At 72.3% G+C, this 25,310-nt stretch carries 25 protein-coding genes; 9 read left to right on the top strand and 16 right to left on the bottom strand.

Features of this window, described 5'->3' with window-relative positions; translation table 11 throughout:
* Positions 1-7 precede the first annotated feature (7 nt).
* The gene (gene hisI / locus SYYSPA8_RS08130) at positions 8-406 is read right to left on the bottom strand and encodes a phosphoribosyl-AMP cyclohydrolase (protein ID WP_323446281.1); all 399 of its coding nucleotides are present in this window, start codon (positions 404-406) and stop codon (positions 8-10) included.
* An 84-nt stretch (positions 407-490) separates the two neighbouring features.
* Between hisI and SYYSPA8_RS08125 the strand changes: the two genes are divergently transcribed.
* Positions 491-1,126 carry a TIGR03085 family metal-binding protein gene (locus SYYSPA8_RS08125; protein WP_323446280.1) on the top strand — a complete coding sequence of 212 codons (636 nt, stop codon included), beginning with the start codon at positions 491-493 and terminating at the stop codon, positions 1,124-1,126.
* A gap of 107 nt (positions 1,127-1,233) precedes the next feature.
* Here SYYSPA8_RS08125 and SYYSPA8_RS08120 read toward each other — a convergent pair whose 3' ends face one another.
* The 9 genes from SYYSPA8_RS08120 to hisD form a co-directional block, all read right to left on the bottom strand.
* Positions 1,234-2,439 (bottom strand): cytochrome P450 family protein, encoded by a 1,206-nt coding sequence (locus SYYSPA8_RS08120; RefSeq protein ID WP_323446279.1) that lies wholly within the window; start codon positions 2,437-2,439, stop codon positions 1,234-1,236.
* Positions 2,440-2,640: 201 nt separating this feature from the next.
* Positions 2,641-3,396: an imidazole glycerol phosphate synthase subunit HisF gene (hisF, locus tag SYYSPA8_RS08115; protein WP_323446278.1), complete on the bottom strand. Its 756-nt coding sequence runs from the start codon at positions 3,394-3,396 to the stop codon at positions 2,641-2,643.
* Positions 3,393-3,818: a RidA family protein gene (locus SYYSPA8_RS08110; RefSeq protein ID WP_323446277.1), complete on the bottom strand. Its 426-nt coding sequence runs from the start codon at positions 3,816-3,818 to the stop codon at positions 3,393-3,395. The genes hisF and SYYSPA8_RS08110 overlap by 4 nt, the downstream gene beginning before the upstream one ends.
* Entirely contained in the window at positions 3,815-4,540 is a 726-nt protein-coding gene (gene priA, locus SYYSPA8_RS08105) for a bifunctional 1-(5-phosphoribosyl)-5-((5-phosphoribosylamino)methylideneamino)imidazole-4-carboxamide isomerase/phosphoribosylanthranilate isomerase PriA (protein ID WP_323446276.1), read from the bottom strand. Before priA ends, SYYSPA8_RS08110 begins: the two co-directional genes overlap by 4 nt.
* The gene (gene hisH / locus SYYSPA8_RS08100) at positions 4,537-5,178 is read right to left on the bottom strand and encodes an imidazole glycerol phosphate synthase subunit HisH (protein WP_323446275.1); all 642 of its coding nucleotides are present in this window, start codon (positions 5,176-5,178) and stop codon (positions 4,537-4,539) included. Before hisH ends, priA begins: the two co-directional genes overlap by 4 nt.
* The gene (locus SYYSPA8_RS08095) at positions 5,175-5,339 is read right to left on the bottom strand and encodes a hypothetical protein (RefSeq protein WP_323446274.1); all 165 of its coding nucleotides are present in this window, start codon (positions 5,337-5,339) and stop codon (positions 5,175-5,177) included. Before SYYSPA8_RS08095 ends, hisH begins: the two co-directional genes overlap by 4 nt.
* A gap of 70 nt (positions 5,340-5,409) precedes the next feature.
* On the bottom strand, positions 5,410-6,003 hold the full coding sequence (gene hisB, locus SYYSPA8_RS08090; protein ID WP_323446273.1) for an imidazoleglycerol-phosphate dehydratase HisB: 594 nt from the start codon (positions 6,001-6,003) through the stop codon (positions 5,410-5,412).
* Positions 6,000-7,103: a histidinol-phosphate transaminase gene (locus tag SYYSPA8_RS08085; protein WP_323446349.1), complete on the bottom strand. Its 1,104-nt coding sequence runs from the start codon at positions 7,101-7,103 to the stop codon at positions 6,000-6,002. The genes hisB and SYYSPA8_RS08085 overlap by 4 nt, the downstream gene beginning before the upstream one ends.
* An 86-nt stretch (positions 7,104-7,189) precedes the next feature.
* On the bottom strand, positions 7,190-8,512 hold the full coding sequence (gene hisD / locus SYYSPA8_RS08080) for a histidinol dehydrogenase (RefSeq protein WP_323446272.1): 1,323 nt from the start codon (positions 8,510-8,512) through the stop codon (positions 7,190-7,192).
* Between the two features lie 216 nt (positions 8,513-8,728).
* Between hisD and SYYSPA8_RS08075 the strand changes: the two genes are divergently transcribed.
* From SYYSPA8_RS08075 to ybaK, 4 genes are all read left to right on the top strand, one after another.
* A complete protein-coding gene (locus SYYSPA8_RS08075) occupies positions 8,729-10,330 on the top strand; it encodes an oxidoreductase (RefSeq protein WP_323446271.1) in 1,602 nt (533 codons plus the stop codon).
* Positions 10,331-10,714: 384 nt separating this feature from the next.
* Positions 10,715-11,743, top strand: coding sequence for a hypothetical protein (locus SYYSPA8_RS08070; protein WP_323446270.1), 1,029 nt, complete (start codon positions 10,715-10,717; stop codon positions 11,741-11,743).
* 11 nt (positions 11,744-11,754) lie between these two features.
* Entirely contained in the window at positions 11,755-12,495 is a 741-nt protein-coding gene (locus SYYSPA8_RS08065; RefSeq protein WP_323446269.1) for an LON peptidase substrate-binding domain-containing protein, read from the top strand.
* A gap of 26 nt (positions 12,496-12,521) precedes the next feature.
* Positions 12,522-13,016, top strand: coding sequence for a Cys-tRNA(Pro) deacylase (gene ybaK / locus SYYSPA8_RS08060; RefSeq protein ID WP_323446268.1), 495 nt, complete (start codon positions 12,522-12,524; stop codon positions 13,014-13,016).
* Positions 13,017-13,274: 258 nt separating this feature from the next.
* Here the strand turns inward: ybaK and SYYSPA8_RS08055 are convergent, their stop codons facing one another.
* The 4 genes from SYYSPA8_RS08055 to SYYSPA8_RS08040 are packed head-to-tail and all read right to left on the bottom strand — an operon-like array spanning position 13,275 to position 17,022.
* Entirely contained in the window at positions 13,275-13,904 is a 630-nt protein-coding gene (locus tag SYYSPA8_RS08055) for a DUF2567 domain-containing protein (RefSeq protein ID WP_323446267.1), read from the bottom strand.
* A 34-nt stretch (positions 13,905-13,938) separates the two neighbouring features.
* Complete coding sequence (locus SYYSPA8_RS08050; RefSeq protein ID WP_323446266.1) at positions 13,939-14,772, bottom strand: ABC transporter permease; 834 nt, start codon at positions 14,770-14,772, stop codon at positions 13,939-13,941.
* Positions 14,769-15,734: an ABC transporter ATP-binding protein gene (locus SYYSPA8_RS08045; protein ID WP_323446348.1), complete on the bottom strand. Its 966-nt coding sequence runs from the start codon at positions 15,732-15,734 to the stop codon at positions 14,769-14,771. The genes SYYSPA8_RS08050 and SYYSPA8_RS08045 overlap by 4 nt, the downstream gene beginning before the upstream one ends.
* Positions 15,735-15,780: 46 nt before the next feature.
* The gene (locus SYYSPA8_RS08040; RefSeq protein WP_323446265.1) at positions 15,781-17,022 is read right to left on the bottom strand and encodes an NYN domain-containing protein; all 1,242 of its coding nucleotides are present in this window, start codon (positions 17,020-17,022) and stop codon (positions 15,781-15,783) included.
* Positions 17,023-17,421: 399 nt separating this feature from the next.
* Between SYYSPA8_RS08040 and SYYSPA8_RS08035 the strand changes: the two genes are divergently transcribed.
* Positions 17,422-17,598 (top strand): hypothetical protein, encoded by a 177-nt coding sequence (locus tag SYYSPA8_RS08035; protein WP_323446264.1) that lies wholly within the window; start codon positions 17,422-17,424, stop codon positions 17,596-17,598.
* Between the two features lie 80 nt (positions 17,599-17,678).
* Here the strand turns inward: SYYSPA8_RS08035 and dnaE are convergent, their stop codons facing one another.
* The gene (gene dnaE, locus SYYSPA8_RS08030) at positions 17,679-21,218 is read right to left on the bottom strand and encodes a DNA polymerase III subunit alpha (RefSeq protein WP_323446263.1); all 3,540 of its coding nucleotides are present in this window, start codon (positions 21,216-21,218) and stop codon (positions 17,679-17,681) included.
* Positions 21,219-21,542: 324 nt separating this feature from the next.
* Here dnaE and SYYSPA8_RS08025 point away from each other — a divergent pair, with 324 nt between their 5' ends.
* The 3 genes from SYYSPA8_RS08025 (at position 21,543) to SYYSPA8_RS08015 (ending at position 24,641) form a co-directional block, all read left to right on the top strand.
* Entirely contained in the window at positions 21,543-22,904 is a 1,362-nt protein-coding gene (locus SYYSPA8_RS08025) for a DUF2252 domain-containing protein (RefSeq protein WP_323446262.1), read from the top strand.
* Positions 22,905-22,966: 62 nt separating this feature from the next.
* Positions 22,967-23,659, top strand: coding sequence for a hypothetical protein (locus SYYSPA8_RS08020; RefSeq protein ID WP_323446261.1), 693 nt, complete (start codon positions 22,967-22,969; stop codon positions 23,657-23,659).
* Positions 23,660-23,825: 166 nt separating this feature from the next.
* Positions 23,826-24,641, top strand: coding sequence for a DsbA family protein (locus SYYSPA8_RS08015; protein WP_323446260.1), 816 nt, complete (start codon positions 23,826-23,828; stop codon positions 24,639-24,641).
* A 72-nt stretch (positions 24,642-24,713) separates the two neighbouring features.
* Here the strand turns inward: SYYSPA8_RS08015 and SYYSPA8_RS08010 are convergent, their stop codons facing one another.
* Complete coding sequence (locus SYYSPA8_RS08010; protein WP_323446259.1) at positions 24,714-25,298, bottom strand: dienelactone hydrolase family protein; 585 nt, start codon at positions 25,296-25,298, stop codon at positions 24,714-24,716.
* Positions 25,299-25,310: the final 12 nt, after the last annotated feature.

Below are 25,310 nucleotides of genomic sequence, written 5' to 3'. Positions count from 1 at the left end.
CCCGACCCTACTCGCCAAGGGGGAGCGCGCCGGAGTCGAAGCAGGTGCGGTCGCCGGTGTGGCAGGCGGCTCCGACCTGGTCGACCTTGACCAGCACGGTGTCGTCGTCGCAGTCGAGGGCGACCGATTTCACGTGCTGTACATGGCCGGAGGTGTCGCCCTTGACCCAGTATTCGCGGCGGCTGCGGGACCAGTAGGTGCAGCGGCCGGTGGTGAGGGTGCGGTGCAGGGCCTCGTCGTCCATCCAGCCGAGCATCAGCACCTCGCCGGTGTCGTACTGCTGGGCGATGGCGGGGAAGAGCCCGTCGGCGCCGCGCTTGAGGCGGGCGGCGATGGCGGGATCCAGGCCGGATGCCGGGAACCGCGGGGCGTCAGGGGTGCCGGAGTCGGGGACACTGCTGGTCATGCCGACCATTGTGCCGCGCCCGGCGGCGGCGCGGGGCCGCGCGTCCACTGGGCGGACCGGCGGCGGGCGCCGTAGGCTGGCGGCATGTCGACCCATGCCAAGCGCGAACGGCTGCTCCTCGCGGATCTGTTGGAGGCGGCCGGTCCCGAGGCGCCGACCCTCTGCGAGGGCTGGACGGCCCGGGATCTGGCGGCCCATGTGGTGCTGCGCGAGCGCCGGCCCGACGCGTCGGCCGGCATCGTCGTCGGCCTGCTGCGGGACCGGATGGAGCGGGTGCGGTCGGAGTTCGCCGCGAAGCCGTACGAGGAGCTGATCCAGCTGATCCGGACGGGTCCGCCGCGGTTCTCCCCGTTCTCGGTGAAGCAGGTGGACGAGGCGGCGAACACCGTCGAGTTCTTCGTCCACGCGGAGGACGTGCGGCGGGCGCAGCCGGACTGGACCGCGCGCCCGCTGGACCGGGTCTTCGAGGACGCGCTGTGGGCGCGGCTGGAGAAGGGCGCCCGGCTGCTGGGGCGGAAGGCGCCGGTGGGGCTGGTGCTGCGGCGTCCCGACGGGCAGACGGTGGTGGCGCACCGGGGCACGCCGGTGGTGACGGTGACGGGCGGGCCCGGTGAGCTGACGCTGTTCGCCTTCGGCCGGCAGGACGCGGCGCAGGTGGATCTGTCGGGGGAGGCGGACGCGGTCGCGAAGGTGCGGACGGCGTCGCTCGGCATTCTCTGAGCCCGGCGGTGGCGGGCCTGACGCACCGGAGTGCCTGGAGCACCCGGAGCGTACCGGCGGCCCGGTAGCACCGGGCATCACCAGCCACCGCCAGGCGCCACCGGCTGTCACCAGCTCACCGGCAGCGTCCTGGCCCCTCTCAGCAGCAGCCCCGGGGTCCAGCTCAGCTCCTTCTCGTCAGCGGTGATCCGCAGCCCCGGGCACCGCTCCAGCAGGCTGCGCAGGGCGATCCTCCCCTCCAGCCGGGCCAGGGGCGCCCCGATGCAGTAGTGCAGTCCGTGGCCGAAGGCCAGGTGCCCACGGGTGTCCCGGCGGATGTCGAAGGTGTCCGGCTCCGGGAAGCGGCCGGGGTCGCGGTTGGCGTCCCCGTGGACGATCACGGCGGTGGACCCCTCGGGGATCGTCACCCCGCCCATCTCGACGTCCGCGAGGAGCAGCCGGAAGGTGCTGCCCTCCACGGGCCCGTCGTAGCGCAGGATCTCCTCCACGGCCCCGTCCAGCAGCCCCCAGTCGGCCCGCAGGTCGGCGAGCTGGGCGGGATGGGCGTGCAGCGCCCGGACCCCGTTGCCGATGAGGTTGACGGTGGTCTCGTGGCCCGCGACCAGGAGCAGCGCGCACATGCCGATCAGCTCGCTCGGCGACAGCCGGTCGCCGCCCTCGTCGACGGTGTGGATCAGCCCGCTGAGGATGTCCGTGCCCGGGTCGGCGCGCTTGGCCCCGATCAGTTCCACGAGGTAGTCGCCGATGCGCCGGTACCCCTCCCGCTGGGCCTCGGCGTCCGGGGGCGCGACGGTGAGCGTGGACCACGTACGGAAGAAGGAACGGTCCAGCTCGGGTACGCCCAGCAGCTCGCAGATGACGGTCATCGGCAGCGGGAAGGCGAAGGACGTGATGAGGTCGGCCTCCCGGTCGGGCGAGGCGAGCATGGCGTCCAGCAGCTCGTCGGTGATCTGCTGGATCCGGGGGGCGAGGGCCTCCATGCGGCGCGCGGTGAACTCCCGGGTCACCAGCCGCCGCAGCCGGGTGTGGTCCGGTGGGTCCGCCATCAGCATGTGCTGGAGGGTCGGCTGGCCGGGGTCGAGCGACGCGATGTTGACGATGTTCCCGCTCTTCACCCAGTTCCGGCTGAACCGGGGATCGGCGTAGGCGGCGCGGCAGGCGTCGTGGCCGACCACGAGGTACAGCTCCAGCCCCAGGGCGCTGCGCACCCGGTGGACCGGGCCCTGGGCGCGGAGCGCCGCGTAGACGGGGTACGGGTCCCGTTCGAAGTCCGGACTGAGCTGCGACAGATCGACGATGGGCGGGGCCGCCATGCGGTCCTCCCTGGCAGGGGTCACGGGTCGAACGCAGGCTTACCCGGTCCCGGGAGAAGGGAACGCCCTTTTCCGGACAGTCGGTGTACGGAATACGGGTCGGCCCCCGGCCGGGCGGGCCGGGGGCCGTACGCGCACCGGTACGCGCACCGGTGCGCGCGCAGGCGCGGAGGCAGGCGCGGACACGGGTGCGGAGGCAGGTCAGCGGACCGGGTGTCCGGCCTCCCGCAGTGCCTCCTTGACCTGCCCGATCCGCAGATCGCCGAAGTGGAAGACGGACGCGGCGAGTACCGCGTCGGCGCCCGCGTCGACGGCCGGGGCGAAGTCCGCGAGACGGCCCGCTCCCCCGCTGGCGATCACCGGCACGGTGACCTGGGCGCGGACCGCCCCGATCATCGCGGTGTCGTAGCCGTCCTTGGTGCCGTCGGCGTCCATCGAGTTGAGCAGGATCTCGCCCGCGCCCAGCTCGGCGGCCCGGTGCGCCCACTCCACGGCGTCGATGCCGGTGCCCCGGCGGCCGCCGTGCGTGGTGACCTCGAACGACCCGGACGGTGTGCGCCGGGCGTCGACGGAGAGCACCAGCACCTGGCTGCCGAACCGCTCGGCGATCTCGCGGATCAGCTCCGGCCGGGCGATGGCGGCCGTGTTGACGCCGACCTTGTCCGCGCCCGCCCGCAGCAGCCGGTCGACGTCGTCGGCGGAGCGGACCCCGCCGCCCACGGTCAGCGGGATGAAGACCTGCTCGGCGGTGCGCCGCACCACGTCGTAGGTGGTCTCCCGGTTGCCGGAGGAGGCGGTGATGTCCAGGAAGGTCAGCTCGTCGGCGCCCTCGGCGTCGTACAGCTTCGCCATCTCGACGGGGTCGCCGGCGTCCCGGAGGTTCTGGAAGTTGACCCCCTTCACCACCCGGCCGTTGTCGACGTCCAGGCAGGGGATGACCCTGACGGCCAGTGTCATGCCGTACTCCCCCGATCTCCTCGGTACGCTTCGAGTTCCACTTCGACCAGGATGCGCGGGTCGACGAACCCGGAGACCACCGAGAGGGTCATCACCGGGCGGACGGAGCCGAAGACCTCCTGGTGGGCGCGGCCCGCCGGGTCGGCGTCCCGCGCGTGGGTGAGGATGAGCCGGGTGAGGACGACGGACTCGGGGCCGAGGCCGAACGAGCCGATCGCGGCGAGCGCGTTGCCGATGGCGACCCGGGTCTGCTCGTAGGGGTCGCCCTCGCCGTACAGCACGGACCCCTTGAAGGAGGTCGTGCCGCCGACGACGACGCGGTCGCCCGCGGCCACGGCGCGCGCGAACCCGTAGACGTCCTCCCAGGGGGAGCCGCTCTGGACCCGCTGGATCCCCGAGTCGACTGGATCGATCGGGTTCATTCCGCCACCACGGCCAGCGCCTCTTCCAGGGTGAACGCCTTCGCGTAGAGCGCCTTGCCGACGATGGCGCCCTCGACGCCCTGCGGGACCAGGGTGGCGAGCGCGCGCAGGTCGTCCAGCGAGGAGACGCCGCCGGAGGCGACGACGGGCCGGTCGGTACGGGCGCAGACGCTCGTCAGCAGCTCCAGGTTGGGGCCCTGGAGGGTGCCGTCCTTGGCGATGTCGGTGACGACGTAGCGGGCGCAGCCCTCGGCGTCGAGCCGGGCCAGGGTCTCGTAGAGGTCGCCGCCGTCGCGGGTCCAGCCCCGGCCGCGCAGGGTGGTGCCGCGCACGTCGAGGCCGACGGCGATGCGGTCGCCGTGCTCGGCGATGACCTTGGCGACCCACTCGGGGGTCTCCAGGGCCGCGGTGCCCAGGTTGACGCGGGTGCAGCCGGTGGCGAGGGCGGCGGCGAGCGAGGCGTCGTCGCGGATGCCGCCGGACAGCTCCACCTTGATGTCCATGGCGGCGGTGACCTCGGCGATCAGCTCCCGGTTGTCACCGGTGCCGAAGGCGGCGTCCAGGTCGACCAGGTGCAGCCACTCGGCGCCCGCGCGCTGCCAGGCGAGAGCGGCTTGGAGCGGGGAGCCGTAGGAGGTCTCCGTACCGGACTCGCCGTGGACCAGACGCACGGCCTGACCGTCGCGGACGTCGACGGCGGGGAGGAGTTCGAGCTTGCTCACAGTGTTCCGATCCAGTTGGTCAGCAGCTGGGCTCCGGCGTCGCCGGACTTCTCGGGGTGGAACTGGGTCGCCCATAGGGCCCGGTTCTCCACGGCGGCGACGAAGCGCTCGCCGTGGGTGGCCCAGGTGACGCGGGGGGCGCGGATGGCCTTGTTGGTGACCTCCAGCTCCCAGTCGTGCACGGCGTACGAGTGCACGAAGTAGAAGCGGGCGTCGGCGTCGAGACCGGCGAAGAGTTCGGTGTCCGCGGGGGCGTCGACGGTGTTCCACCCCATGTGGGGGACGACGGGGGCCTTCAGCGGGCCGACGGTGCCGGGCCACTCGTCCAGGCCCTCGGTCTCGGTGCCGTGCTCGATGCCCCGGGCGAAGAGGATCTGCATGCCGACGCAGATGCCCATGACCGGGCGGCCGCCGGAGAGCCGGCGGCCCACGATCCAGTCGCCGCGGGCCGCGCGCAGCCCCTCCATGCAGGCGGAGAAGGCGCCGACGCCGGGGACCAGCAGGCCGTCGGCGTTCATGGCGGTGTCGTAGTCGTGGGTTATCTCGACATCGGCGCCGACGCGGGCGAGGGCCCGCTCGGCGGAGCGGATGTTCCCGAAGCCGTAGTCGAAGACGACGACTTTCTTCCGGGCGCTCATGCCCACACGTCCAGTCGCATCACACCGGCGACCAGGCACATCGCCGCGCCGATGGAGACCAGCACGATCACGCCCTTGGGCAGTTTCTGCTGGACGAAGGAGTAGACGCCGCCGAGCAGGAAGAGCCCGACGACGATGAGGGTCGTGGAGAGACCGTTCACAGTGCTTTCTTTCCGTATCCGTCGCCGGTCGCGCCGTATCCGCCGGCGGTCGCGCGACACGCGTTCGTCGTCACAGCGCCCCCTTGGTGGAGGGCAGGATCCCGGCGGCCCGCGGGTCGCGCTCGCTGGCGTAGCGCAGGGCCCGCGCGAGCGCCTTGAACTGGCACTCCACGATGTGGTGGGCGTTGCGGCCGTACGGGACGTGGATGTGCAGCGCGATCTGCGCCTGCGCCACGAACGACTCGAAGATGTGCCGGGTCATGGTGGTGTCGTACGTGCCGATCATCGGCGCCATGTGCTCGGGCTCGGTGTGGACGAGGTAGGGCCGGCCGGAGAGGTCCACGGTGACCTGGGCGAGGGACTCGTCCAGGGGGACCGTGCAGTTGCCGAAGCGGTAGATGCCGACCTTGTCGCCGAGGGCCTGCTTGAAGGCGGCGCCCAGCGCGAGGGCGGTGTCCTCGATGGTGTGGTGGGTGTCGATGTGCAGATCGCCCTCGGTCTTGACCGTGAGGTCGAAGAGGCCGTGGCGGCCGAGCTGGTCGAGCATGTGGTCGTAGAAGCCGACCCCGGTCGACACCTCGACCTGCCCGGTGCCGTCGAGGTCGATCTCGACCAGGACGGATGTCTCCTTGGTGGTGCGCTCCACCCTGCCCACGCGGCTCATGCGCTCTGCTCCTTCTTCAACTCACGGACCGCGTCGAGGAACGCGTCGTTCTCCGCCGGGGTGCCCGCCGTCACCCGCAGCCTGCCGGGTACGCCGTTGTCACGGACGAGGACGCCCCGGTCGAGGATCTTCCGCCACGCCTCGTGCGCGTCGGGGAAGCGGCCGAACTGGACGAAGTTGGCGTCCGAGTCGGTCACCTCGTAGCCGATGGCGCGCAGCTCGGCGACGAGCCGGTCGCGCTCGGTCTTCAGCTGCTCGACGTACCCGAGCAGCGTATCGGTGTGCTCCAGGGCCGCCAGCGCGGTGGCCTGGGTGACCGCCGACAGGTGGTAGGGCAGCCGGACCAGCTGGACGGCGTCCACGACGGCGGGGTGGGCCGCGAGATAGCCGAGGCGCAGCCCGGCGGCGCCGAACGCCTTGGACATGGTGCGGGAGATCACCAGCTCGGGGCGGCCGTCGATGAGCGGCAGCAGCGAGGGGCGGTGGCTGAACTCCACGTACGCCTCGTCCACGACCACCAGCGAGGGCCGCGCCTGCTGGGCGGCCTCGTACAGCGCCAGCACGGTGTCGGCGTCGACGGCGGTGCCGGTGGGGTTGTTGGGCGAGGTGATGAAGACGACGTCGGGGCGGTGCTCGGCGATGGCCCGCCGGGCGGCGGCCACGTCGATGGTGAAGTCGTCGTTGCGGGGGCCGGAGATCCAGCCGGTGCCCGTGCCCCGGGAGATCAGTCCGTGCATCGAGTACGAGGGCTCGAAGCCGATGGCGCTGCGGCCGGGCCCGCCGAAGGTCTGGAGCAGCTGCTGGATGATCTCGTTGGAGCCGTTGGCGGCCCACACGTTCGCCGTGTCGAGGGGGTGACCGGTGGTGCGGGTGAGATAGCCGGCGAGCGCGGTGCGCAGTTCGACGGCGTCCCGGTCGGGGTAGCGGTTGAGGCCGCGCGCCGCGTCCCGCACCCGCTCGGTGATCCGCTCGACCAGGGCCTCGGGCAGCGGGTAGGGGTTCTCGTTGGTGTTCAGCTGGACGGGGACGTCGAGCTGCGGGGCGCCGTAGGGGGACTTCCCGCGCAGCTCGGGCCGGATCGGGAGGTCGTCGATCCGGATGCCGCCGTCCGGGCGGGGGCCGCCGTCCGTCCGGGGGTCGCCGGTCGTCCGGGGGCCGCCGGCCGTCCGGGGGTCACGGGTGTCGCTCACTTGCCGGGTACCTTCCAGTCGAACCGGGCCTTCAGCGCGGCGCCGTGCGCGGGCAGGTCCTCCGCCTCGGCCAGGGTGACGACGTGGTGGGTGACGTCGGCCAGGGCCTCGCGGGAGTAGTCCACGATGTGGATGCCGCGCAGGAAGGACTGCACGGACAGGCCGGAGGAGTGGCAGGCGCAGCCCCCGGTGGGCAGGACGTGGTTGGAGCCGGCGCAGTAGTCGCCGAGGGAGACCGGCGAGAAGGGGCCGACGAAGACCGCTCCGGCGTTGCGGACCTCGGCGGCGACGGCGGTGGCGTCGGCGGTCTGGATCTCCAGGTGCTCGGCGCCGTAGGCGTTGACGACGGCCAGTCCGTCCTCGACCGAGTCGACCAGGACGATCGCGGACTGCCGGCCGGTGAGGGCGGGCACGATCCGGTCCTTGACGTGCTTGGTGGCGGCGATCTGGGGCGCCAGCTCGCGCTCGACGGCGTCCGCGAGCTCGACGGAGTCGGTGACGAGGACGGCGGCGGCCAGGGGGTCGTGCTCGGCCTGGCTGATCAGGTCGGCGGCGACGTGGACCGGATCGGCGCCCGCGTCGGCGAGGACGGCGATCTCGGTGGGGCCGGCCTCGGTGTCGATGCCGATCAGCCCGGTGAAGTACCGCTTGGCGGCGGCGACCCAGATATTGCCGGGCCCGGTGACCATGTTGGCGGGGGCGCACTCCTCGGTGCCGTACGCGAACATCGCGACGGCCTGGGCGCCACCGGCGGCGTACACCTCGTCCACGCCGAGGAGGGCGCAGGCGGCGAGGATCGTCGGGTGGGGCAGTCCGCCGTGCTCCTTCTGCGGCGGGGAGGCGAGCGCGACGGACGCGACGCCGGCCTCCTGCGCGGGAACCGCGTTCATGATCACGGAGGAGGGGTAGACGGAGCGGCCGCCGGGGGCGTAGAGCCCGACGCGGTCGACGGGGACCCACTTCTCGGTGACGGTGCCGCCGGGGACGACCTGGGTGGTGTGCTCGGCGCGGCGCTGGGCGCGGTGGACGATACGGGCGCGGCGGATGGACTCCTCCAGCGCGGCGCGGACGGCGGGATCGAGGCCTTCGAGGGCCTCGGTCAGGGCGGCGGCGGGCACCCGGATCCGCTCCAGCGCGACCCCGTCGAACCGCTCCGCGTACTCGATCAGCGCCGCGGTGCCGCGATGATGCACGTCCTCGCAGATCGGCCGCACCTTCTCCAGGGCGGCCGCGACGTCGAAGTCGGCACGGGGCAGCAGGGCGCGCAGGGCGGCCCCCTCGGGGAGGGCATCGCCGCGCAGATCGATTCGGGAGATCACAGGGTCAATTCTCGCAGACCCGATTCGGGTGCCGTTTTCCGTATCACTGGCTGATACTCACCCCAGCTCCCTCGCGAGCTGCGGTGACCACTGGCGTTCATCCGGTCACACAGCGGGAAGAACGGCACTGGGGGTGGCGCGCGTACGCTGCGCGACCATCTGGTGACGTCAAAGTACCGAGAGTGCCGAGAATGCCGAGGATGCGGAGGGGCGGCCTTGACCGAGCCGCTGGACGACGAGGGACCGCCGGAGGGGTGCACCCCGGCCGAGCAGCGCATGTGGAACGCCTTCCGGAACGGCAGCACCTATGACCTCAGCGATCCCGATCCGCTGCTGAACGATCCCTTCTCGCCCCGCCCCTGGGGCCCGGAGCGCAGTGTGCGCGCCTCCGTCGTGGCCCGGCTGCTGCTGAGCGGGCCGTCCCCGCAGCCGGGCCGGGTGGCCGCGTTCAAGCTGCGCGGCGGGCAGATCACCGGCACGCTCAAGCTGGCGGGCGGCAGCGTCTCGCCCTATGTGGAGCTGTACAACTGCCGGTTCGAGAACGAGGTCTGGTTCCCGGAGGCGCATTTCACGACCGTCCGCATGGTCGGCTGTGCGATACCCCGGATCGAGGCGGCGCGGCTGCGCACGGAGGGGGATCTGCATCTGCCGCGCTGCCGGGTGGAGCACGGGATACGGCTCACGGACGCGCAGATCGGCACGGATCTGCTGATCAACCAGATCCATGTACGACCCGACCGGCGGGGCCGGGCGATCACCGCGGACGGGCTGTCGGTGGCGCAGGACCTCCAGGCGGAGCTGATCGAGACGTACGGGGAGGTGAGTCTGCGGGGGGCCAAGGTCGGGGTGTCGCTGAGCCTGCGGGGCAGCCGGCTGCGGGCGGCGGGCCAGCGGCGGGCGCTGAACGCACCGCAGCTGACGGTCGAGCGGACGCTGTACATGACGGGCGCGTGGATGAGCGAGATCACGGGGAACCAGAACGCGACTCCCCCGTTCGGGATCGCCGTCGGCGCCGCCGGGCGGAACACCCGGCTCCAGCCCTTCGAGTGCTACGGCGGGGTGCGCCTGGACGACGGGCGGTTCGGGGACGCGGTGGATCTGCACCGGGCGCGGTTCGTGCTGAGCCAGGGCGAGGAGCTGTCGCTGCGCCGGATCGTCGCCCCGGAGCTGCGGTTCAACGCGCAGCGCCCGGAGGAGGGCCGGGTGGTCCTCAACGGCGCGAAGGTGGTGACGCTGGTCGACCAGGCGGCGAGCTGGCCGGGGCCCGGGGGGCTCGCCATGGGCGGTTTCGTGTACGAGAACCTGGTGCCGTACGAGGAGTTCCCGCTCGCCCGGCGGCTGGAGTGGGTGGCGTCGGCGACCCCCGAGTACTCGCCCGAGCCCTATGAGCGGCTGGCGGCGGTGCTGCGGAACAGCGGGGAGGACGCGGACGCCCGGGAGGTGCTGCTGGCAAAGCAGCGGCGGCGGCGGGAGACGCTGCCGCTGGCGGCGAAGTCGTGGGGGTACCTCCAGGACTGGACGGTGGCGTACGGCTACCGGCCGGGGCGGGCGGCCCTGTGGATGGCGGTGCTGTGGGCGGCGGGGGCGCTGGCGTTCTCGCAGGTCGACCCGGCTCCGATCAAGAAGGACGAGCATCCCGGGTGGAACGCGGCGCTGTACGCGCTGGATCTGCTGATCCCGGTGATCAACCTGGGCCAGGACGGGCACTGGAAGCTGGAGGGGCCCTGGCAGTGGGTGGCGGCGGTGCTGGTGATGCTGGGGTGGATCCTGGCGACGACAGTGGCGGCGGGGGCGAGCCGGCTCCTCAGCCGGGGGTGACCCGGATCCGGCAGCCGGGGGTGACCCGGATCCGGCAGCCGGGGTGGCCCGGATCCCGCGGCCGGGGGTGGGGGCCGGATCCCTCAGCCGCAGGGGACCCGGATCCCGCGGCCGGGGGCGGGGGCCCGATCCCGCGAGGGCCCGCGGAGGGATTCCGGCGTACCCCCGCGGGGCCGGAACCCGTATGCTCCCCTGGGGCTCATGTGACGCACGTGACCCACGAGTTGGAAGTGGCGCCAGGGGCCTCCGCACGGGGTCCGGTGACCGCCCTCCTCGCCATCACCTCTTTCTTTACCGTCTCTTGGCCTTCGTCAGGACAACCATCCCGCCCGCCACCAAAGCTTCACAGCTCCCCTCTGGCGCGGCCCCCACCTGCGCCTTTCAATGGTCCGCACCATGTCATTGCTTCGAGCGCTGCTGCGTGCCTCGCGCATGATCCGCCATGCGCCACGGCTGGCCGAGGGCCTGCCGCCGGACGACGCGGTCCTGCTCGACGCGCCCGACGACCGGATCGCCCCGGCCCTGGTCGCGGCGGCGCTCGGGGAGTACGAACCCGCCGCCAAACTGCTGGCGACCACCCGGGACGCGGCCGAGTGGGAGAGCCGCGACCGCTATGTCATGCGGCTCGCCTACTTCGCCCACTCGCGCGGCGACTGGCTCTCCTCCTGGCTGGCGACCGCCCCCCGCGACCCGGACGCGCTCACCGTCAAGGCCGAGCTGGCGGTCCGCCGGGCCTGGGAGTCCCCGGCGCGCGCCGAGCGGCTGCGGGAGATCGGCCCCCTGATCGACGCGGCGGCGGAAGCCACCCCCGGCGACCCCGTGCCCTGGCGGATCGCCCTGGACCACGCGCGCGGCACCCACGCCTCCCACACCGCCTTCGGGACGCTGTGGGAGCAGGCCGTGCGCCGCTCCCCGCACCACTACGGCTGCCATGTGGCCGCCCTGCGCTATCTCTCCGCCCAGTGGTACGGCTCGCACCGCGAGTGCTTCGACTTCGCCGAGCAGGCGGCGGCGGACGCGCTGCCCGGCTCCCTGGTGCAGGCGCTGCCCGTGCGGGCCGCCTTCGCCCGGCTGGAGGACGGCACCCCGGCCGCGGGCCCCCTGGAGGACGAGCGCACGGACGCGGCGGCCACCCGCGCCGTCGCGCTCTCGGCCGCGTACCCCGCCGGGGACCTCTGGCCGGCCGAGGTGCGCAATCTGACGGCGTACGTCCTGGTGCGGCGCGGCCGCTGGGAGGAGGCGCTGGAACAGTTCCGGCTGATCGGGCCGTGCGCGACCTCGTTCCCGTGGAACCGGTTCTCCGAGGATCCCCTCGACCACTTCCTCGACGCCCGGGGCGGCGTACGCATCCAGGTGGCCTCGATGACACCGCTGCGGACAGGGACCAGGGAAAGCGGACGCGCCGCCCATTAGTCTTGTCCGTCGTGACCACCGCACGGCTCCCCCTCTTCCCCCTGAACTCGGTGCTCTTCCCGGGTCTGGTGCTGCCGCTCAACGTCTTCGAGGAGCGGTATCGCGCCATGATGCGCGAGCTGCTGAAGAAGGACGCCTCCGAGCCCCGGCTCTTCGCCGTCGTCGCCATCCGCGACGGCCACGAGGTCGCCACGACCGCGCCGGGCCTGCCCGACCCGACGGCGCTCCCCGAGCGGGGGGCGGCCGCCGGCTTCGGCGACGACCCCCTGAAGGTCTTCCACCTCGTGGGCTGTGTCGCCGACGCGGCCACGATCCGGGAGCGCGAGGACGGCGGCTTCGAGGTCATCGCGACCGGGACCACCCGGGTGCGGCTGCTCTCCGTCGACGCGAGCGGCCCCTATCTCACGGCCGAGCTGGAGGAGATCCCGGAGGAGCCGGGTCAGGACGCGGGCGTCCTCGCGGACGGGGTGCTGCGGGCCTTCCGCGGCTACCAGAAGCGGCTCGCGGGGGCCAGGGAGCGCACCCTGACCACGGGCGCCGAGCTGCCGGACGAGCCCTCGGTGGTGTCGTACCTGGTGGCGGCGGCGGCCGTACTGGACACCCCGGCGAAGCAGCGGCTGCTGGAGGCCCCGGACACCGCGACCCGGCTCCGCGACGAGCTGGGGCTGCTGCGGTCCGAGACCGCCGTGATCCGCCATCTGCCGTCGGTGCCGATGGTGAACCTGACCCACACCCCCATGAACCCCAACTGACCCGGCCCGACCAGGGAGCGCGACGCGTGGCGAAGAAGGCGAAGAAGCAGGGCGGCACCCCGGCGACGGTGGCCCTGACGGCGGCGGGCACGGCGTACACCGTGCACGCGTACGAGCACGACCCGGCGTCCGCCTCCTACGGCGAGGAGGCCGCCGAGGCGCTGGGCGTCTCCCCGGACCGGGTCTTCAAGACCCTGGTCGCCGACGTGGACGGGGAGCTGACCGTCGCGGTCGTCCCCGTCGCGGGCCAACTCGATCTGAAGGCGCTGGCGGCGGCGGTCGGCGGCAAGCGCGCGGCGATGGCGGACCCGGCGGCCGCCGAGCGGACGACGGGGTACGTCCGGGGCGGCATCTCCCCGCTGGGGCAGCGCAAGCGGCTGCGCACGGTGCTGGACTCGTCCGCCGCCGGCCACGCCACCATCTGTGTCTCGGCCGGCCGGCGGGGTCTTGAGGTGGAGCTGGCACCCGGTGACCTGGCCGGGCTGACGGGCGCGGTGCTGGCGCCGATCGGGCGCGGCTGACCGTCCGCGTACGGCCCGGTGGGTCCCGGTCCGTACGCGGTTCCCGCCCACGGGGGGGGTGCCCGGGGTCTCGACGGCGGCGGCGTCCTCCGCTACGACCGTAGGGAAGGCCCCACGGCCCAGGGAGGACGAGCCCATGTCCAAGCGCACCCGTAAACGCAAATGGCGCACCCGCAAGGCCAACCACGGCCGCCGGCCCGCCTGACGGTGACCGCCGGGCGCCGGGGCCGGCGCGGCCCCGGTGTCCGGTGTCCGGTGTCAGAGCTGCTGCTGCGGCGGACCCCACTGCGGGGGCGGCGGCGGCAGGGCCGGCTCCGGATCCCTCGGGGTGAAGAGCGCGGTGAGCCCGAGATGGGTGAGCATCGCCGCGATCGGCCAGGCGAGGACCATGCCCTTCGCCGTCAGCTCCAGCGGCGCGTCGAAGGTGACGCCCCGGCCCACGGACCGGGCGTGGGCGGCGACATCGGACGTCGGCCCCAGCCAGACGCCGAGCCGCCAGGCGAGCAGGGAGCCCAGCAGACCGCCGAGGGCGAGCCCGACCACGAGACCGATCCCGCCGCGCCGCCGCCACAGGAAGACCCCGGCGGCGCTCACCAGGCCGAAGCCGAGACCGAGGAGCGCGAAGACGCCGTCCGCGCCCACCGCCCCCTCGCCCTCGGAGTTCTCCAGGAACACCGCCTTGCCGTCGGAGATCAGCGGCACCCGGGGGGCGAGCCAGAGCCACAGCAGCCCCATCGCCACCCCGGCCGCCGTCACCACGGCCAGCGTGAGCAGGCCCTCGCGCAGCTCGGTGGCCCGGTCCAGGCCGCCGGGGGTCTGCGGACCCGGTGGCGGCGGGGCCTGCCAGGGGTTCTGATTCGGCGGCGGCGGTGTCAGCGGTGCGGTCACCCGCACATCGTGCCAGGCGGGCGCGGGCCGCGCCTCACCGGACCGCCGCGCGCCGGTACGCCCAGGTCGCGACGGTCAGCGACACCAGGCCGACGGCCGCGCAGACGGTGAGGTCGACGGCGACGGCCGCCCAGTCGGGGTCCGGGTCGAACGTCCGCGCCAGCGCCTCGACGCCGTACGTGGACGGCAGCAGGTCCCGCAGATAGGAGACGGGCTCGGGCATCCGGGCCGCCGGGAGCACCCCGAGGAGCAGCGCCGCCGACATGCCCAGCTGTCCCAGCAGGGTGGCGAACTCCTGGCGGGGCGCGAGCAGCCCGAGGGCCGCGCCCAGTCCGGCCAGGGCGGCCCCGGAGAGCGGGATCACGGCGATCAGCACCCACAGATGGGTGAGCGGCAGGGAGAAGAGCACGCTGCCGGCGACGGCGGTGACGATGGTGCCGGGCACGGTGAAGGAGGCGTACGCGCCCGCCGCGCCGAGGACGACCGCCGCGGGCGGCACGGGCAGGGTCGCGTAGTGGTCGAGGCCGCCGCTGGCGCGCAGCTGCCCGAAGTACTGGGCGAGCAGGTTGAGCGCGACGAAGGCGACGACCAGGACGGAGGAGCCCGCGACCACGGCGCGGGCCTCGGCGCCGCCGTCGACGACGCCCCGCATCAGGACCATGATCCCGACGGACTGGAAGGTCGCGACGAAGAGCAGCGGGATCCGGGCGACGCGGGCCCGGGACAGCTGGGCGCGGTAGACGGCGCCGAGCGCGGGCAGCAGCCGCGCCCGGGGCGCGAGCGGCGCGGGCGCCATGGCCGGCTCCGTGCCGCTGGTGTCCCTGCTCCGCGTCCGGTCGGACACCGCCTCCGCGGGCACGATGCTCACGCCTTGACCAGCCCCTTCATCGCGTTCCCCCCGAGCGCCAAGTACACGTCCTCCAGACTGGGCGTGGCCAGTGTGAAGTCGTCGAGTGCGGCGAAGGCCGCGCCTCCGGTCACCGCGGCGACGGCCGCGCGCGCCTCGTCCGGTGCGAGCCGCAGCACCCAGCGGCGGCCCTGTTCCTGCGCGGATCCGCGCAGGGCGGCCACCTCGGGCACGTCCAGCGGCGCCCGCTCGCGCCACACCAGCTCCACCCGTACCTCGCCGGCGATGCGTTCCTTCAGTCCGGCGGGGGTGTCGCAGGCGATCACCCGGCCGCGTTCCAGCACGGCGACCCGGTCGAGCACGGTCTCGGCCTCGATCACATTGTGGGTGACGAGGACGACGGTGGTGCCGTGCTGGGCGCGCCGCCGGTCGACCGCCGCCCAGACCGCGCGCCGGGCCGCCGGGTCCATGCCGGTGGTGGGCTCGTCCAGGACGAGCAGCGGGCGCGTGCCCACGAGGGTGGCGGCGAAGCAGGCGAGCCGGCGCTGTCCGCCGGAGAGTTTCTTCAGCGGGCGTCCGGCCAGCTCGGTCAGGCCCAGTTCGCCGAGGACGCCGTCGCGCTCGGCGCGGGCGTCCCGGGTGGTGAGGCCGCGCAGCCGGCCGGTGGTCTCGGCGGCCAGCGCGACGGTCAGCTCGTCGAGGGCGGTGGATTCCTGCCCGAGGTAGCCGATGAGCCGGGCGGCCCGCTCCGGGTGGCGTACGAGGTCGTGGCCGAGGACTTCGACGCTGCCCGCGTCGGGGCGCATCAGGCCGGTCAGCTGGCGCACCAGGGTGGATTTTCCGGCGCCGTTGGGTCCGAGCAGGCCGAAGATCTCGCCGCCCCGGACCTCCAGGCTGACCCCGTCCGTGGCCCGCACCTCGGGCGTCGCCGGGACGCCCCGTCGTGCGCGCGCGGCAGGGTACGTCTTGACCAGCCGCCGCACCACGCACACCGTACTCACGAGGTATGAGAGTACGGGGTCGTCCGCGCTACTCCCCCGCGGGGGCGTGCTCGGCGGCGGCCCGTACGTCGATCTCGCGCCAGAAACCCGCCCGGATGGCATAGCGGTCGTGCTCGTCGATCTGGTCGTCCTTGTGCGCGAGGAGCCCGAAGCGGGCCGCGTAGCGGAGCAGTTCCCCGTCGATGCGGTGCGGGATGCGGGGGTACATGGTGGAGAGCTTCTGCACATGGCCGCTCTCGGGCAGCCGTTCCATCCAGCGCCGGGCGAAGACCTGGCCGACCTCGAAGGGGTCGCCGCCGACGGTGGTGATGTCCTCCTCCCGGTCGGCCCAGCGCTGCTCGGCGCTGGTGAGCTGGGCGAGGGTGGGCAGGGACGCGGTCTCCGCGGGCTCGCCGAGGGCCCCGGCCCCGGGGCGTTCGATCCAGCCCTTGTCGGAGGACCAGCGGAGGGTGGCGGTCGCGGGGTGCTGCGGGGGCTGGCTGCCGGGGGCCCGCAGGCCCGCGAGGTCCTTGGGGGTGGGGACGCCCTTGACGCCGGCGGGCGCGGTGGCCGGGCCGGCCGCGGCGGCGGGCCGGGAGCCGTTGCGGGCGTTCTCGGCGGTCACCGCCCCCTGGGGCTGCGCGGCGGCGAGCGCCGACTCGGGCAGCGGGGCGGAGAGGATGGCGGCGATCTCGGGCCGGGGCGCGGGCTGCGGGGCGCACACGCCGGTGAGTTCCCTGGCGCGGACGGCGGTGGTGATCCAGGCCCGGTCGAGCACGCGCCGTTCGTCGGCCTCGGCGACCAGGTCCTCGGACTGGTTGTAGTCGCCGTCGGCGGCCTGGACGGCCCACAGGTGCACGGCGACGCCGTGTTCCTTGGCGGACATCAGGCCGGGCAGCAGATCTCCGTCGCCGGTCACCAGCACCACGTCGGAACAGGCCCGGTTGCGGGCCAGCTCGGTCAGTTCGGCGTGCATGGCGGCGTCGACGCCCTTCTGGGCCCAGCGGCCGTCGCTGCGGGTCAGCGCGCCGAGGCGGACGGTCACCCGGGGCATCACCCGCAGTCTGCGGTGCTCCGGCTGGGGCACCCGGTCGGGGGCGCCGTCGAACCAGTAGATGCGCAGCAGGGGGCGTTCGGTGTCCTTCTCGGCCAGTTCCCGGAGGCCCTGGATGAGGGCGGTGTGTTCGACGGTGATCCGGGAACGCGCGGGTTCCCCGGCCAGCAGGCTCGCGGCGGCGCCGAGCAGATAACCGGCGTCCACCAGCACAACGCAGCGGTCCACGCGCTCCACCCTCTTTCCGGTTGCTCGGGTATCAGAAGGTCCTGGGGAATGGTGATATCAGGGAAAGCTAGCTTGCGGTTCTCGAAAACTGCCTGAATCGATCTTGGGAACCGGTGTTCCCCCGGTACGGGACCGGCATTCCCCCGGTACGGGGGGTGCGGCCTGGGCATTCCGGCCGGACGGCGGCCCGAGGACCCCTCCGGACCGGGGATTGTTCCGGGTTTTCGTCGAGTCTGCCCGACGGTCCACGGGTTAACGGCCGGAACTCGATCATCGGCGTGGCGGAACCGGTCGTTCTGTCGCAACCCGGGCCCCATTACCCACGGCAATGATCCAAAATGCGGCTTATCGCCCCATATGTGAGTCTGGTCGCGGCCCCGGCCCCGAGAACCCCGTTGGAGGCATCCCATGGCCAAGAACAAGAATCGCAAGGGCAGCCAGCAGCAGCGCGCCGCGGCAGCGGAGCGTTCCAAGGAAGCGTCCAAGTCCACCGCCTTTGAGTCGCAGGCACAGCCCCAGGCCCAGGCCCAGGGCAGCCCGGCCGATGTCGCTCGTAAGCATCAGCGCCGATTCGGCCACAACTGATACACGACCCCTGTACGCGAGGGGCACGCCCGTTGTTCACGGACGTGCCCCTCGCGGTGTGTGCCCTGCGCCCCGTGGGCTCAGCCGGCCAGGCAGGACGGGCCGAGCAGCACCTTCAGATCGCCGAAGAGGGCGGGGTCGGGCTGCACCCGGTGCCGGTCGAGCCGGAGCACCGTCGTCTTGCGCGGCCCCTGGAGTTTGATCCGGACCTCGGTGTTGCCCCGGTGGTGGCCGAGGATCTCGCCCAGCCTGGTGACCATCGGCGGGGTCACCTTCACGGTGGGGATGGTGACGATCACCGGCGCGTTGGTGCCCGCGTTCGACAGGTCGGGGACCTGGAGTTCCATCGCGACGAGCCGGGGCACGTCCTCGCGCTTGTCCAGGCGCCCCTTCACGAAGACGACCGTGTCCTCGACCAGCTGGGTGGAGACCAGCTGGTAGGTGGCGGGGAAGAACATGCACTCGATGGAGCCGGCCAGGTCCTCCACGGTGGCGATGGCCCAGGCGTTGCCCTGCTTGGTCATCTTGCGCTGGAGCCCGGAGATGATGCCGCCGATGGTCACGACGGCGCCGTCCCCGTGCTCGCCGCCGGTCAGCTGGGAGATCGACGCGTCGGACTTGTCGGACAGCACGTGCTCGACGCCGAAGAGCGGATGGTCGGACACATAGAGCCCGAGCATTTCCCGCTCCTGGGCGAGCAGATAGGACTTCTCCCATTCGATGTCGGAGAATTCCACGTCCAGGCCGAAGCCGGGCTCGTCGGCGCTCTCGTCGCCCATCCCGCCGAAGAGGTCGAACTGCCCCTCGGCCTCCTTGCGCTTGACCGCGACCACATTGTCGATCATCGGTTCGTGGTGGGCGACCAGCCCCTTGCGGGTGTGGCCCATCTCGTCGAAGGCACCGGCCTTGATCAGCGACTCGACGGTCCGCTTGTTGCAGACGACGACCTCGACCTTGTCCAGGAAGTCGGGGAAGGAGGAGTACTTCCCCTTGGACTTCCGGCAGCGGATGATCGACTCCACCACATTGGTACCGACGTTCCGGACGGCCGAGAGGCCGAAGAGAATGACGTCGTCACCCTGGGCGGCGAAGTTCGACTCCGACTCGTTGACATTCGGCGGGAGCACCTTGATGCCCATGCGGCGGCATTCGTTCAGATAGACCGCCGACTTGTCCTTGTCGTCCTTCACCGAGGTCAGCAGGGCCGCCATGTATTCGGCCGGGTGATTGGCCTTGAGATAGGCGGTCCAGTACGAGACCAGTCCGTACGCGGCGGAGTGCGCCTTGTTGAACGCGTATCCGGCGAACGGGACCAGCACGTCCCACAGCCCCTGGATGGCCGCGTCCGAATATCCGTTCTTCCGGGCACCGGCCTGGAAGATGGTGAAGTTCTTCGCCAGTTCCTCGGGCTTCTTCTTGCCCATGACGCGGCGGAGGATGTCGGCCTCGCCCAGGCTGTACCCGGCGATGATCTGGGCGGCCTTCTGCACCTGCTCCTGGTAGACGATCAGGCCGTAGGTGACGTCCAGGACCTCCCGCAGCGGCTCCTCCAGCTCCGGGTGGATCGGGGTGATCTCCTGCTGCTTGTTCTTGCGCAGCGCGTAGTTCGTATGGGAGTTCATTCCCATCGGGCCCGGCCGGTAGAGGGCCGACACGGCGGAGATGTCTTCGAAGTTGTCGGGCTTCATGAGCCGCAGCAGCGACCGCATCGGCCCGCCGTCGAACTGGAAGACGCCGAGCGTGTCGCCCCGGCACAGCAGCTCGTACGTCGTGGGGTCGTCCAGCGGGAGGGCGAGCATCTCCAGGTCGATGCCCTTGTTGGACTTCACCATCTTGATGGCGTCGTCCATGATCGTGAGGTTCCGCAGGCCCAGGAAGTCCATCTTCAGCAGGCCGAGCGACTCGCACTGCGGATAGTCCCACTGGGTGATGGTGACGCCGTCGGTGTGGCGGACCCAGACCGGGGCGTGGTCCACGATGGGCTCGCTGGACATGATCACGCCGGCGGCGTGCACGCCCATCTGCCGGACCAGGCCCTCGACGCCCCTGGCGGTGTCGATGACCTTCTTCACGTCGGGCTCGTTCTCGTACATCCCCCGGATCTCGCCCGCCTCGCTGTAGCGGGGGTGCGCCGGGTCGGTGATGCCGGAGAGCGGGATGCCCTTGCCGAGGACGTCGGCGGGCATGGCCTTGGTGAGCCGGTCGCCCATCGCGTACGGGTAGCCCAGCACCCGCGCGGAGTCCTTGATCGCGTTCTTGGCCTTGATGGTGCCGTACGTGCCGATCATGGCGACCTTGTCGGCGCCGTACTTCTCCGTCACATAGCGGATGACCTCCACGCGCCGGCGCTCGTCGAAGTCGATGTCGACATCGGGCATGGAGATGCGCTCGGGGTTGAGGAACCGCTCGAAGATCAGCCCGTGCGGGATCGGGTCGAGGTCGGTGATGCCCATCGCGTACGCCACGATCGAACCGGCCGCCGAACCACGGCCGGGACCCACCGCGATGCCGTTCTTCTTCGCCCACATGATGAAGTCGGCGACGACGAGGAAGTACCCCGGGAACCCCATCGAGACGATGACGTCCATCTCGTACTCCGCCTGCTTCTGGCGGTCGTCCGGGACGCCCCCGGGGAAGCGGCGGGCCATCCCGCGCCGGACCTCCTCCTGGAACCAGGTGACCTCGGTGAAGCCGTCCGGGATCTCGAACTTCGGCATCAGGTCGCGCTTCTCGAACATCCCGGAGGTGTCGATCTGCTCCGCGACCAGCAGGGTGTTGCGGCACCCCTCCTGCCAGGCGTCCGAGGAGTCGATGGCGTACATCTGGTCCGTCGACTTCAGGTAGTAACCCGTGCCGTCGAAGCGGAAGCGGTCCGGATCGGAGAGGTTCTTCCCGGTCTGGATGCACAGCAGCGCGTCGTGCGCCTGCGCCTCGTGGTCATAGGTGTAGTGCGAGTCATTGGTGACCAGCGGCGGGATGCCCAGCTTCTTGCCGATCTCCAGCAGCCCGTCCCGGACCCGGCGCTCGATCTCGATGCCGTGGTCCATCAGCTCCAGGAAGTACCGGTCCTTGCCGAAGATGTCCTGGTAGTCGGAGGCCGCCTGCACCGCCTCGTCGAACTGGCCGAGCCGCAGCCGGGTCTGGAGTTCGCCCGAGGGACAGCCGGTGGAGGCGATCAGACCCTCCGACCACTGGGAGATGGTCTCCCGGTCCATCCGGGGCCACTTCTGGAGCCACCCCTCCGCGTACGCGTCGGAGGAGAGCTTGAAGAGGTTGTGCAGCCCGGTCCGGTTCGCCGCCCAGATCGTCTTGTGCGTGTAACCACCGGAACCGGAGACGTCGTCCCGCTTCTGGTGCGGCTGCCCCCACTGGATCTTCCGCTTGTTCCGCCGGGACTCGGGCGCCACATACGCCTCGATGCCGATGATCGGCGTGACCCCGGCCTTCTCCGCCGTGTGGAAGAAGTCGTACGCCCCGTGCAGATTGCCGTGGTCGGTCATGGCGATGTGCGTCATCCCCATGTCCTTGCAGGCGGCGAACATGTCCTTCAACCGTGCCGCACCGTCGAGCAGCGAGTACTGAGTGTGCACGTGCAGATGCGTAAAGGGCGGTTTGGTCACGGTTGATGCCTCCGGGAGAACAGGCGACGGCGGACGGCGGAGTGTCTGGGGGGACAGCGTGGAAGTCTACGACTTGGCCGGGACGGCCGCGGGCCCGAGCGGGATCACCCCCTCCGTCCCCCGCTCCCCTCCCGAGTCACTCCCGGAGCACTCCCGGAGCACTCCCGGAGCACTCCCGGGGCACTCCCGGGGCACTCCCGGGGCACTCCCGGGCGCCGTCGCGCGTTGGACCGGCTGAGGCACGGTGCCGCGGCTGCGGCACCCCTCGGCGGGCGGGCCCAGGGTGGGCCCGCTCCCGTTCCGCGCACCAGGAGGCACCCAGCGATGTCGGTACCGCACCCCGGCGGGATCACCGCCGAAGACCGCGGCGAGCAGATCCTCGGCGAGTTCGACGCCGCCTTCGGCGCGCTGCTCGCCGCCGACCCCGCCGCCTTCCGGGTCAAGTTCCGCAAGATGGCGTCCTCGGCCTTCGCCTTCTACCGGGGCGCCGCCTGCCTCTTCTACGCCGACCTGGAGCGGGAGCACGCCGCCCGCGGCGACGGGGCGATCACCGCGGGCCCCTATCTGGACGAGCGCACCAGCCGGGTGTGGATCCACGGAGACCTCCACGCGGAGAACTTCGGCACCTACATGAACGCCAACGGCCGGCTGATCTTCAACGTCAACGACTTCGACGAGGCGTGCGTGGGCCCCTTCACCTGGGACCTGAAGCGGCTGGCCGCGTCCCTGGCGCTGATCGGCTACACCAAGGCGCTCAGCGACGCCCAGATCAGCGGCCTGGTCCGGGTCTGCGCCGCCGCCTACCGGGAGCGGATCCACGCCCTGGCCACCGGCGCCAAGGACGCGGAGCTGCCGCCGTTCACGCTGGACACCGCCGAAGGACCCCTGCTGGGGGCCTTGCGGGACGCCCGCTCGCGCACCCGCTTCGAGCTGCTGGACTCGATGACGGAGATCCGCGACTCCGAGCGGCGCTTCGCGGCCGGCGGCGGGGCGATCGAGCTGGACGCCGCCACCCGGTACACGGTGCTCGCCGCCTTCGACGGCTATCTGGAGACCCTGCCCGGCTCCAGCCTCGCCCGGCCGGACTCCTACCGCGTGAAGGACGTCGTCGGCCGCCGGGGCATCGGCATCGGCTCCGCCGGGCTGCCCTCGTACAACATCCTGCTGGAGGGCATGAGCGACGCCCTGGAGAACGACGTCGTGATCTATATGAAGCAGGCGCAGACCCCGGCGGTCTCCCGCCACATCGACGACCCGACGGTCCGGGCGTACTTCCACCACGAGGGCCACCGCACGGTGATCTCGCAGCGGGCGCTCCAGGACCACGCCGACCCCTGGCTGGGCTGGACCGAGCTGGACGGGGCGGGCCAGCTGGTCGCCGAGGTCTCCCCCTACGCGGTGGACCTGGACTGGCGGGACCTGGACGACCCGGCGGAGATCGCCGCCGTCGTCGCCGACCTGGGCCGGGCCACGGCGGCCATGCACGCCGCCGCCGACGAGCAGAGCGGCCACTCGTCGCTGGTGCCGTTCTCCACCGAGCGGGCCATCGACGCGGCGATCGCGGCGGACGAGGAGGGCTTCGCCGAGCTGCTGGTGGACTTCGCCCATCGCTACGGCGCCCGTGCCCGGGCCGACCACCAGATCTTCGTCGACCTCTTCCGCAACGGCCGGATACCGGGGCTGTGAGCGATGGGTTCCGGTCACCCGCCAGGATCCCGCGGGACCCTTGAGGGTCCTCTCCTCCGCACATGGCACACTCGCTGGTGATGGACGTATCGGAGACGCAGTTCAGGACGGTGCGGGCAGCGGTCTTCACGGCACTGGTCGTGACGCTGTCCGCCGCCTCCCATGTGCTGCTCTCCCGGGCCCCGCTGCCGTGGGCGACCATCGCCGGGCTCGCCGTGGGCGTCTTCGCCGTCGCCTACGCCCTCGCCGGGCGCGAGCGGAGCTACTGGCGGATCGCGAGCCTCCTCGTCCCCCTGGAGCTGGCCGCCGACACGGTCTTCACCAGCGGCCAGGAACTCTGCTACGGCCCCGGCGGCGGCCCGGTCACCGGCTCGCTGCGGGCACTCGGCCTCGATGTGCTCTGCGGCGGCTCCGGGGCCGCCCTGCCCGGTGTGGAGGCCGCCGGGCACGGCACCACCGGACTCCTCGGCTCCTCCCACCCGGCGCTGCCGTGGCTGCTGCTCGCCGCGCATGTCTCCGTCGGGCTGCTCGCCGCCGCCTGGCTCCGGCACGGCGAAGCCGCGCTGGCCGCCCTGGTGCGCGCACTCGGCGCGCTCGCCCTCGGCCCGCTGCTGCTGGCGTTCGCCCTGGTCACCGCCTTCGCCCGGCCGCTGCGCCGGCTGCCCCGCACCGCCGGGGCCGACGCCGTCTCCCCGCTGCGGCTGCTGACGCACTCCGTCGGACGGCGCGGACCGCCCGCCCTCGCCCGCGCCTGACGGCCCGGCCGCCCCGGACCCCCGGTCCGGCGGCACCTCCCCCGGCAGGCCACCAGGGACACCCCCGTACCCCTTCACGTATTCCTCTGTCTTTCGTGCCGCCCTCCCGCGCGCCACCGCGCGCCCGGGACCGCCGGCACACCGAACATCCCCGGAGTGGATCAGCATGAGCGCACGGAACAACAAGGCGAACAAGGCGGCTGCGCGCGAGCGGCTGCGCCTGGAGCGCGAGCAGCAGGCCAAGAAGGAGCGCACCCGCCGGCAGCTGGTCGTCGCCGGTTCCACCCTCGGTGTCCTCGGCCTGGTGGCCGGTGCCGCCTTCGTCTTCCAGAAGGCCACCGAGCCCAGCGCCTGGGACGAGGCGAAGAACGCCAAGACCGTCACCAAGCCCGCGAACACCACCGGCACCCACGGCACCGAGCTGGTCATCGGCAAGCCGGAGGCGAAGAAGACGCTGGAGCTGTACGAGGACTCCCGCTGCCCGTCCTGCGCCACCTTCGAGCAGGCGACCGGCGAGGTGATGAAGAAGGACATCGCGGACGGCAAGTACAAGCTGAAGTACGTCGGCGCGACCTTCCTGGACGGCCGCGACGACGGCGAGGGCTCCAAGAACGCGCTGAGCGCGCTGGGCGCCGCCGTCAACGTCAGCCCGGAGGCGTTCCTCGGGTTCAAGTCCGCGCTCTACTCCAAGGAGCTGCACCCGACCGAGGGCAAGGACAAGCTGGCGGACGACTCCTACCTGCTGAAGATCGCCGACAAGGTGCCGGCGCTGAAGGACAACGCCCAGTTCAAGAAGGACGTCGAGGAGGGCACCTTCGACGCGTGGGCGATGAAGATGTCGGCCGCCTTCGACGACAGCGGCGTCAAGGGCACCCCGACCGTGCGGATGGACGGCAAGAACGTGACCGCCGAGGGCTCGGACAGCGCGCCGCAGACGGCGGAGCAGTTCCGGGCGGCGGTGGACAAGGCCCTCGCGGGCTGATCCGGCGCGCACGGCGGGAAAGCGAGCGGGCGGGCGCTCACCGAGCGCCCGCCCGCTCGGCCCGTGCCGGGCTCAGGAGCCGTCGGACTCCAGCGACTGGAGGAAGTCCAGCGCGACCCGCCAGGTCCGCGCCGCCGCCTCCGCGTCCCAGTCCGGCAGCTCCGGATCGGTGTACAGGTGCCCGGCGCCGGGGTAGTGGTGGACCTCCGCGTCCGCGCCCGCCCGGCCCATGCCCAGATACCAGGCGGTCAGCCAGTCGTGCGGCTCAAACGCGTCCGGGTCGGCGACGTGCAGCTGCACCGGCAGCCCGTCCACCGAGGTGCCGTCCGCGATGTCGGACGTGCCGTGGAGCAGCAGCAGCCCCCGGGCCTTCGCGTCCCCGAGCGCCAGATTCTGGGCGACGGCCGCGCCGAGCGAGAACCCCGCGTACACCAGTCCCTTGTCGGAGTGGGGCGCGGCGGCGAGGACGGCCCGCTTCAGCAGCTCGTCCATGCCGATCGCGTCCTTCTTCGCCATCCCCTCCTCCACCGTGTCGAAGGTCTCTCCGTCGTAGAGGTCGGGCGTCCACACCTCGTGACCTGCGGCCCGCAGCCGCTCGGCGGCGGCCCGCACGGCCGGGCGCGGGCCGTACGCGGAATGGAAAAGCATGATGTGCATGCGGTCAGGTTA

It is taken from the genome of Streptomyces yaizuensis (genome assembly GCF_034961445.1).
GTDB lineage: Bacteria > Actinomycetota > Actinomycetes > Streptomycetales > Streptomycetaceae > Streptomyces > Streptomyces yaizuensis.
This window is presented reverse-complemented; position numbering and strand designations above follow the sequence as displayed.

Bases quoted from the DNA above. Each gene is read 5' to 3' on its own strand.
- SYYSPA8_RS08070 (WP_323446270.1), top strand. From the start codon at position 10,715: ATGGTCCGCACCATGTCATTGCTTCGAGCGCTGCTGCGTGCCTCGCGC.
- SYYSPA8_RS08035 (WP_323446264.1), top strand. From the start codon at position 17,422: ATGGCCAAGAACAAGAATCGCAAGGGCAGCCAGCAGCAGCGCGCCGCG.
- SYYSPA8_RS08020 (WP_323446261.1), top strand. From the start codon at position 22,967: ATGGCACACTCGCTGGTGATGGACGTATCGGAGACGCAGTTCAGGACG.
- SYYSPA8_RS08025 (WP_323446262.1), top strand. From the start codon at position 21,543: ATGTCGGTACCGCACCCCGGCGGGATCACCGCCGAAGACCGCGGCGAG.
- SYYSPA8_RS08125 (WP_323446280.1), top strand. From the start codon at position 491: ATGTCGACCCATGCCAAGCGCGAACGGCTGCTCCTCGCGGATCTGTTG.
- SYYSPA8_RS08015 (WP_323446260.1), top strand. From the start codon at position 23,826: ATGAGCGCACGGAACAACAAGGCGAACAAGGCGGCTGCGCGCGAGCGG.
- hisI (WP_323446281.1), bottom strand. From the start codon at position 406: ATGACCAGCAGTGTCCCCGACTCCGGCACCCCTGACGCCCCGCGGTTC.
- SYYSPA8_RS08110 (WP_323446277.1), bottom strand. From the start codon at position 3,818: ATGAACCCGATCGATCCAGTCGACTCGGGGATCCAGCGGGTCCAGAGC.
- hisF (WP_323446278.1), bottom strand. From the start codon at position 3,396: ATGACACTGGCCGTCAGGGTCATCCCCTGCCTGGACGTCGACAACGGC.
- hisB (WP_323446273.1), bottom strand. From the start codon at position 6,003: ATGAGCCGCGTGGGCAGGGTGGAGCGCACCACCAAGGAGACATCCGTC.
- SYYSPA8_RS08010 (WP_323446259.1), bottom strand. From the start codon at position 25,298: ATGCACATCATGCTTTTCCATTCCGCGTACGGCCCGCGCCCGGCCGTG.
- SYYSPA8_RS08120 (WP_323446279.1), bottom strand. From the start codon at position 2,439: ATGGCGGCCCCGCCCATCGTCGATCTGTCGCAGCTCAGTCCGGACTTC.
- hisH (WP_323446275.1), bottom strand. From the start codon at position 5,178: ATGAGCGCCCGGAAGAAAGTCGTCGTCTTCGACTACGGCTTCGGGAAC.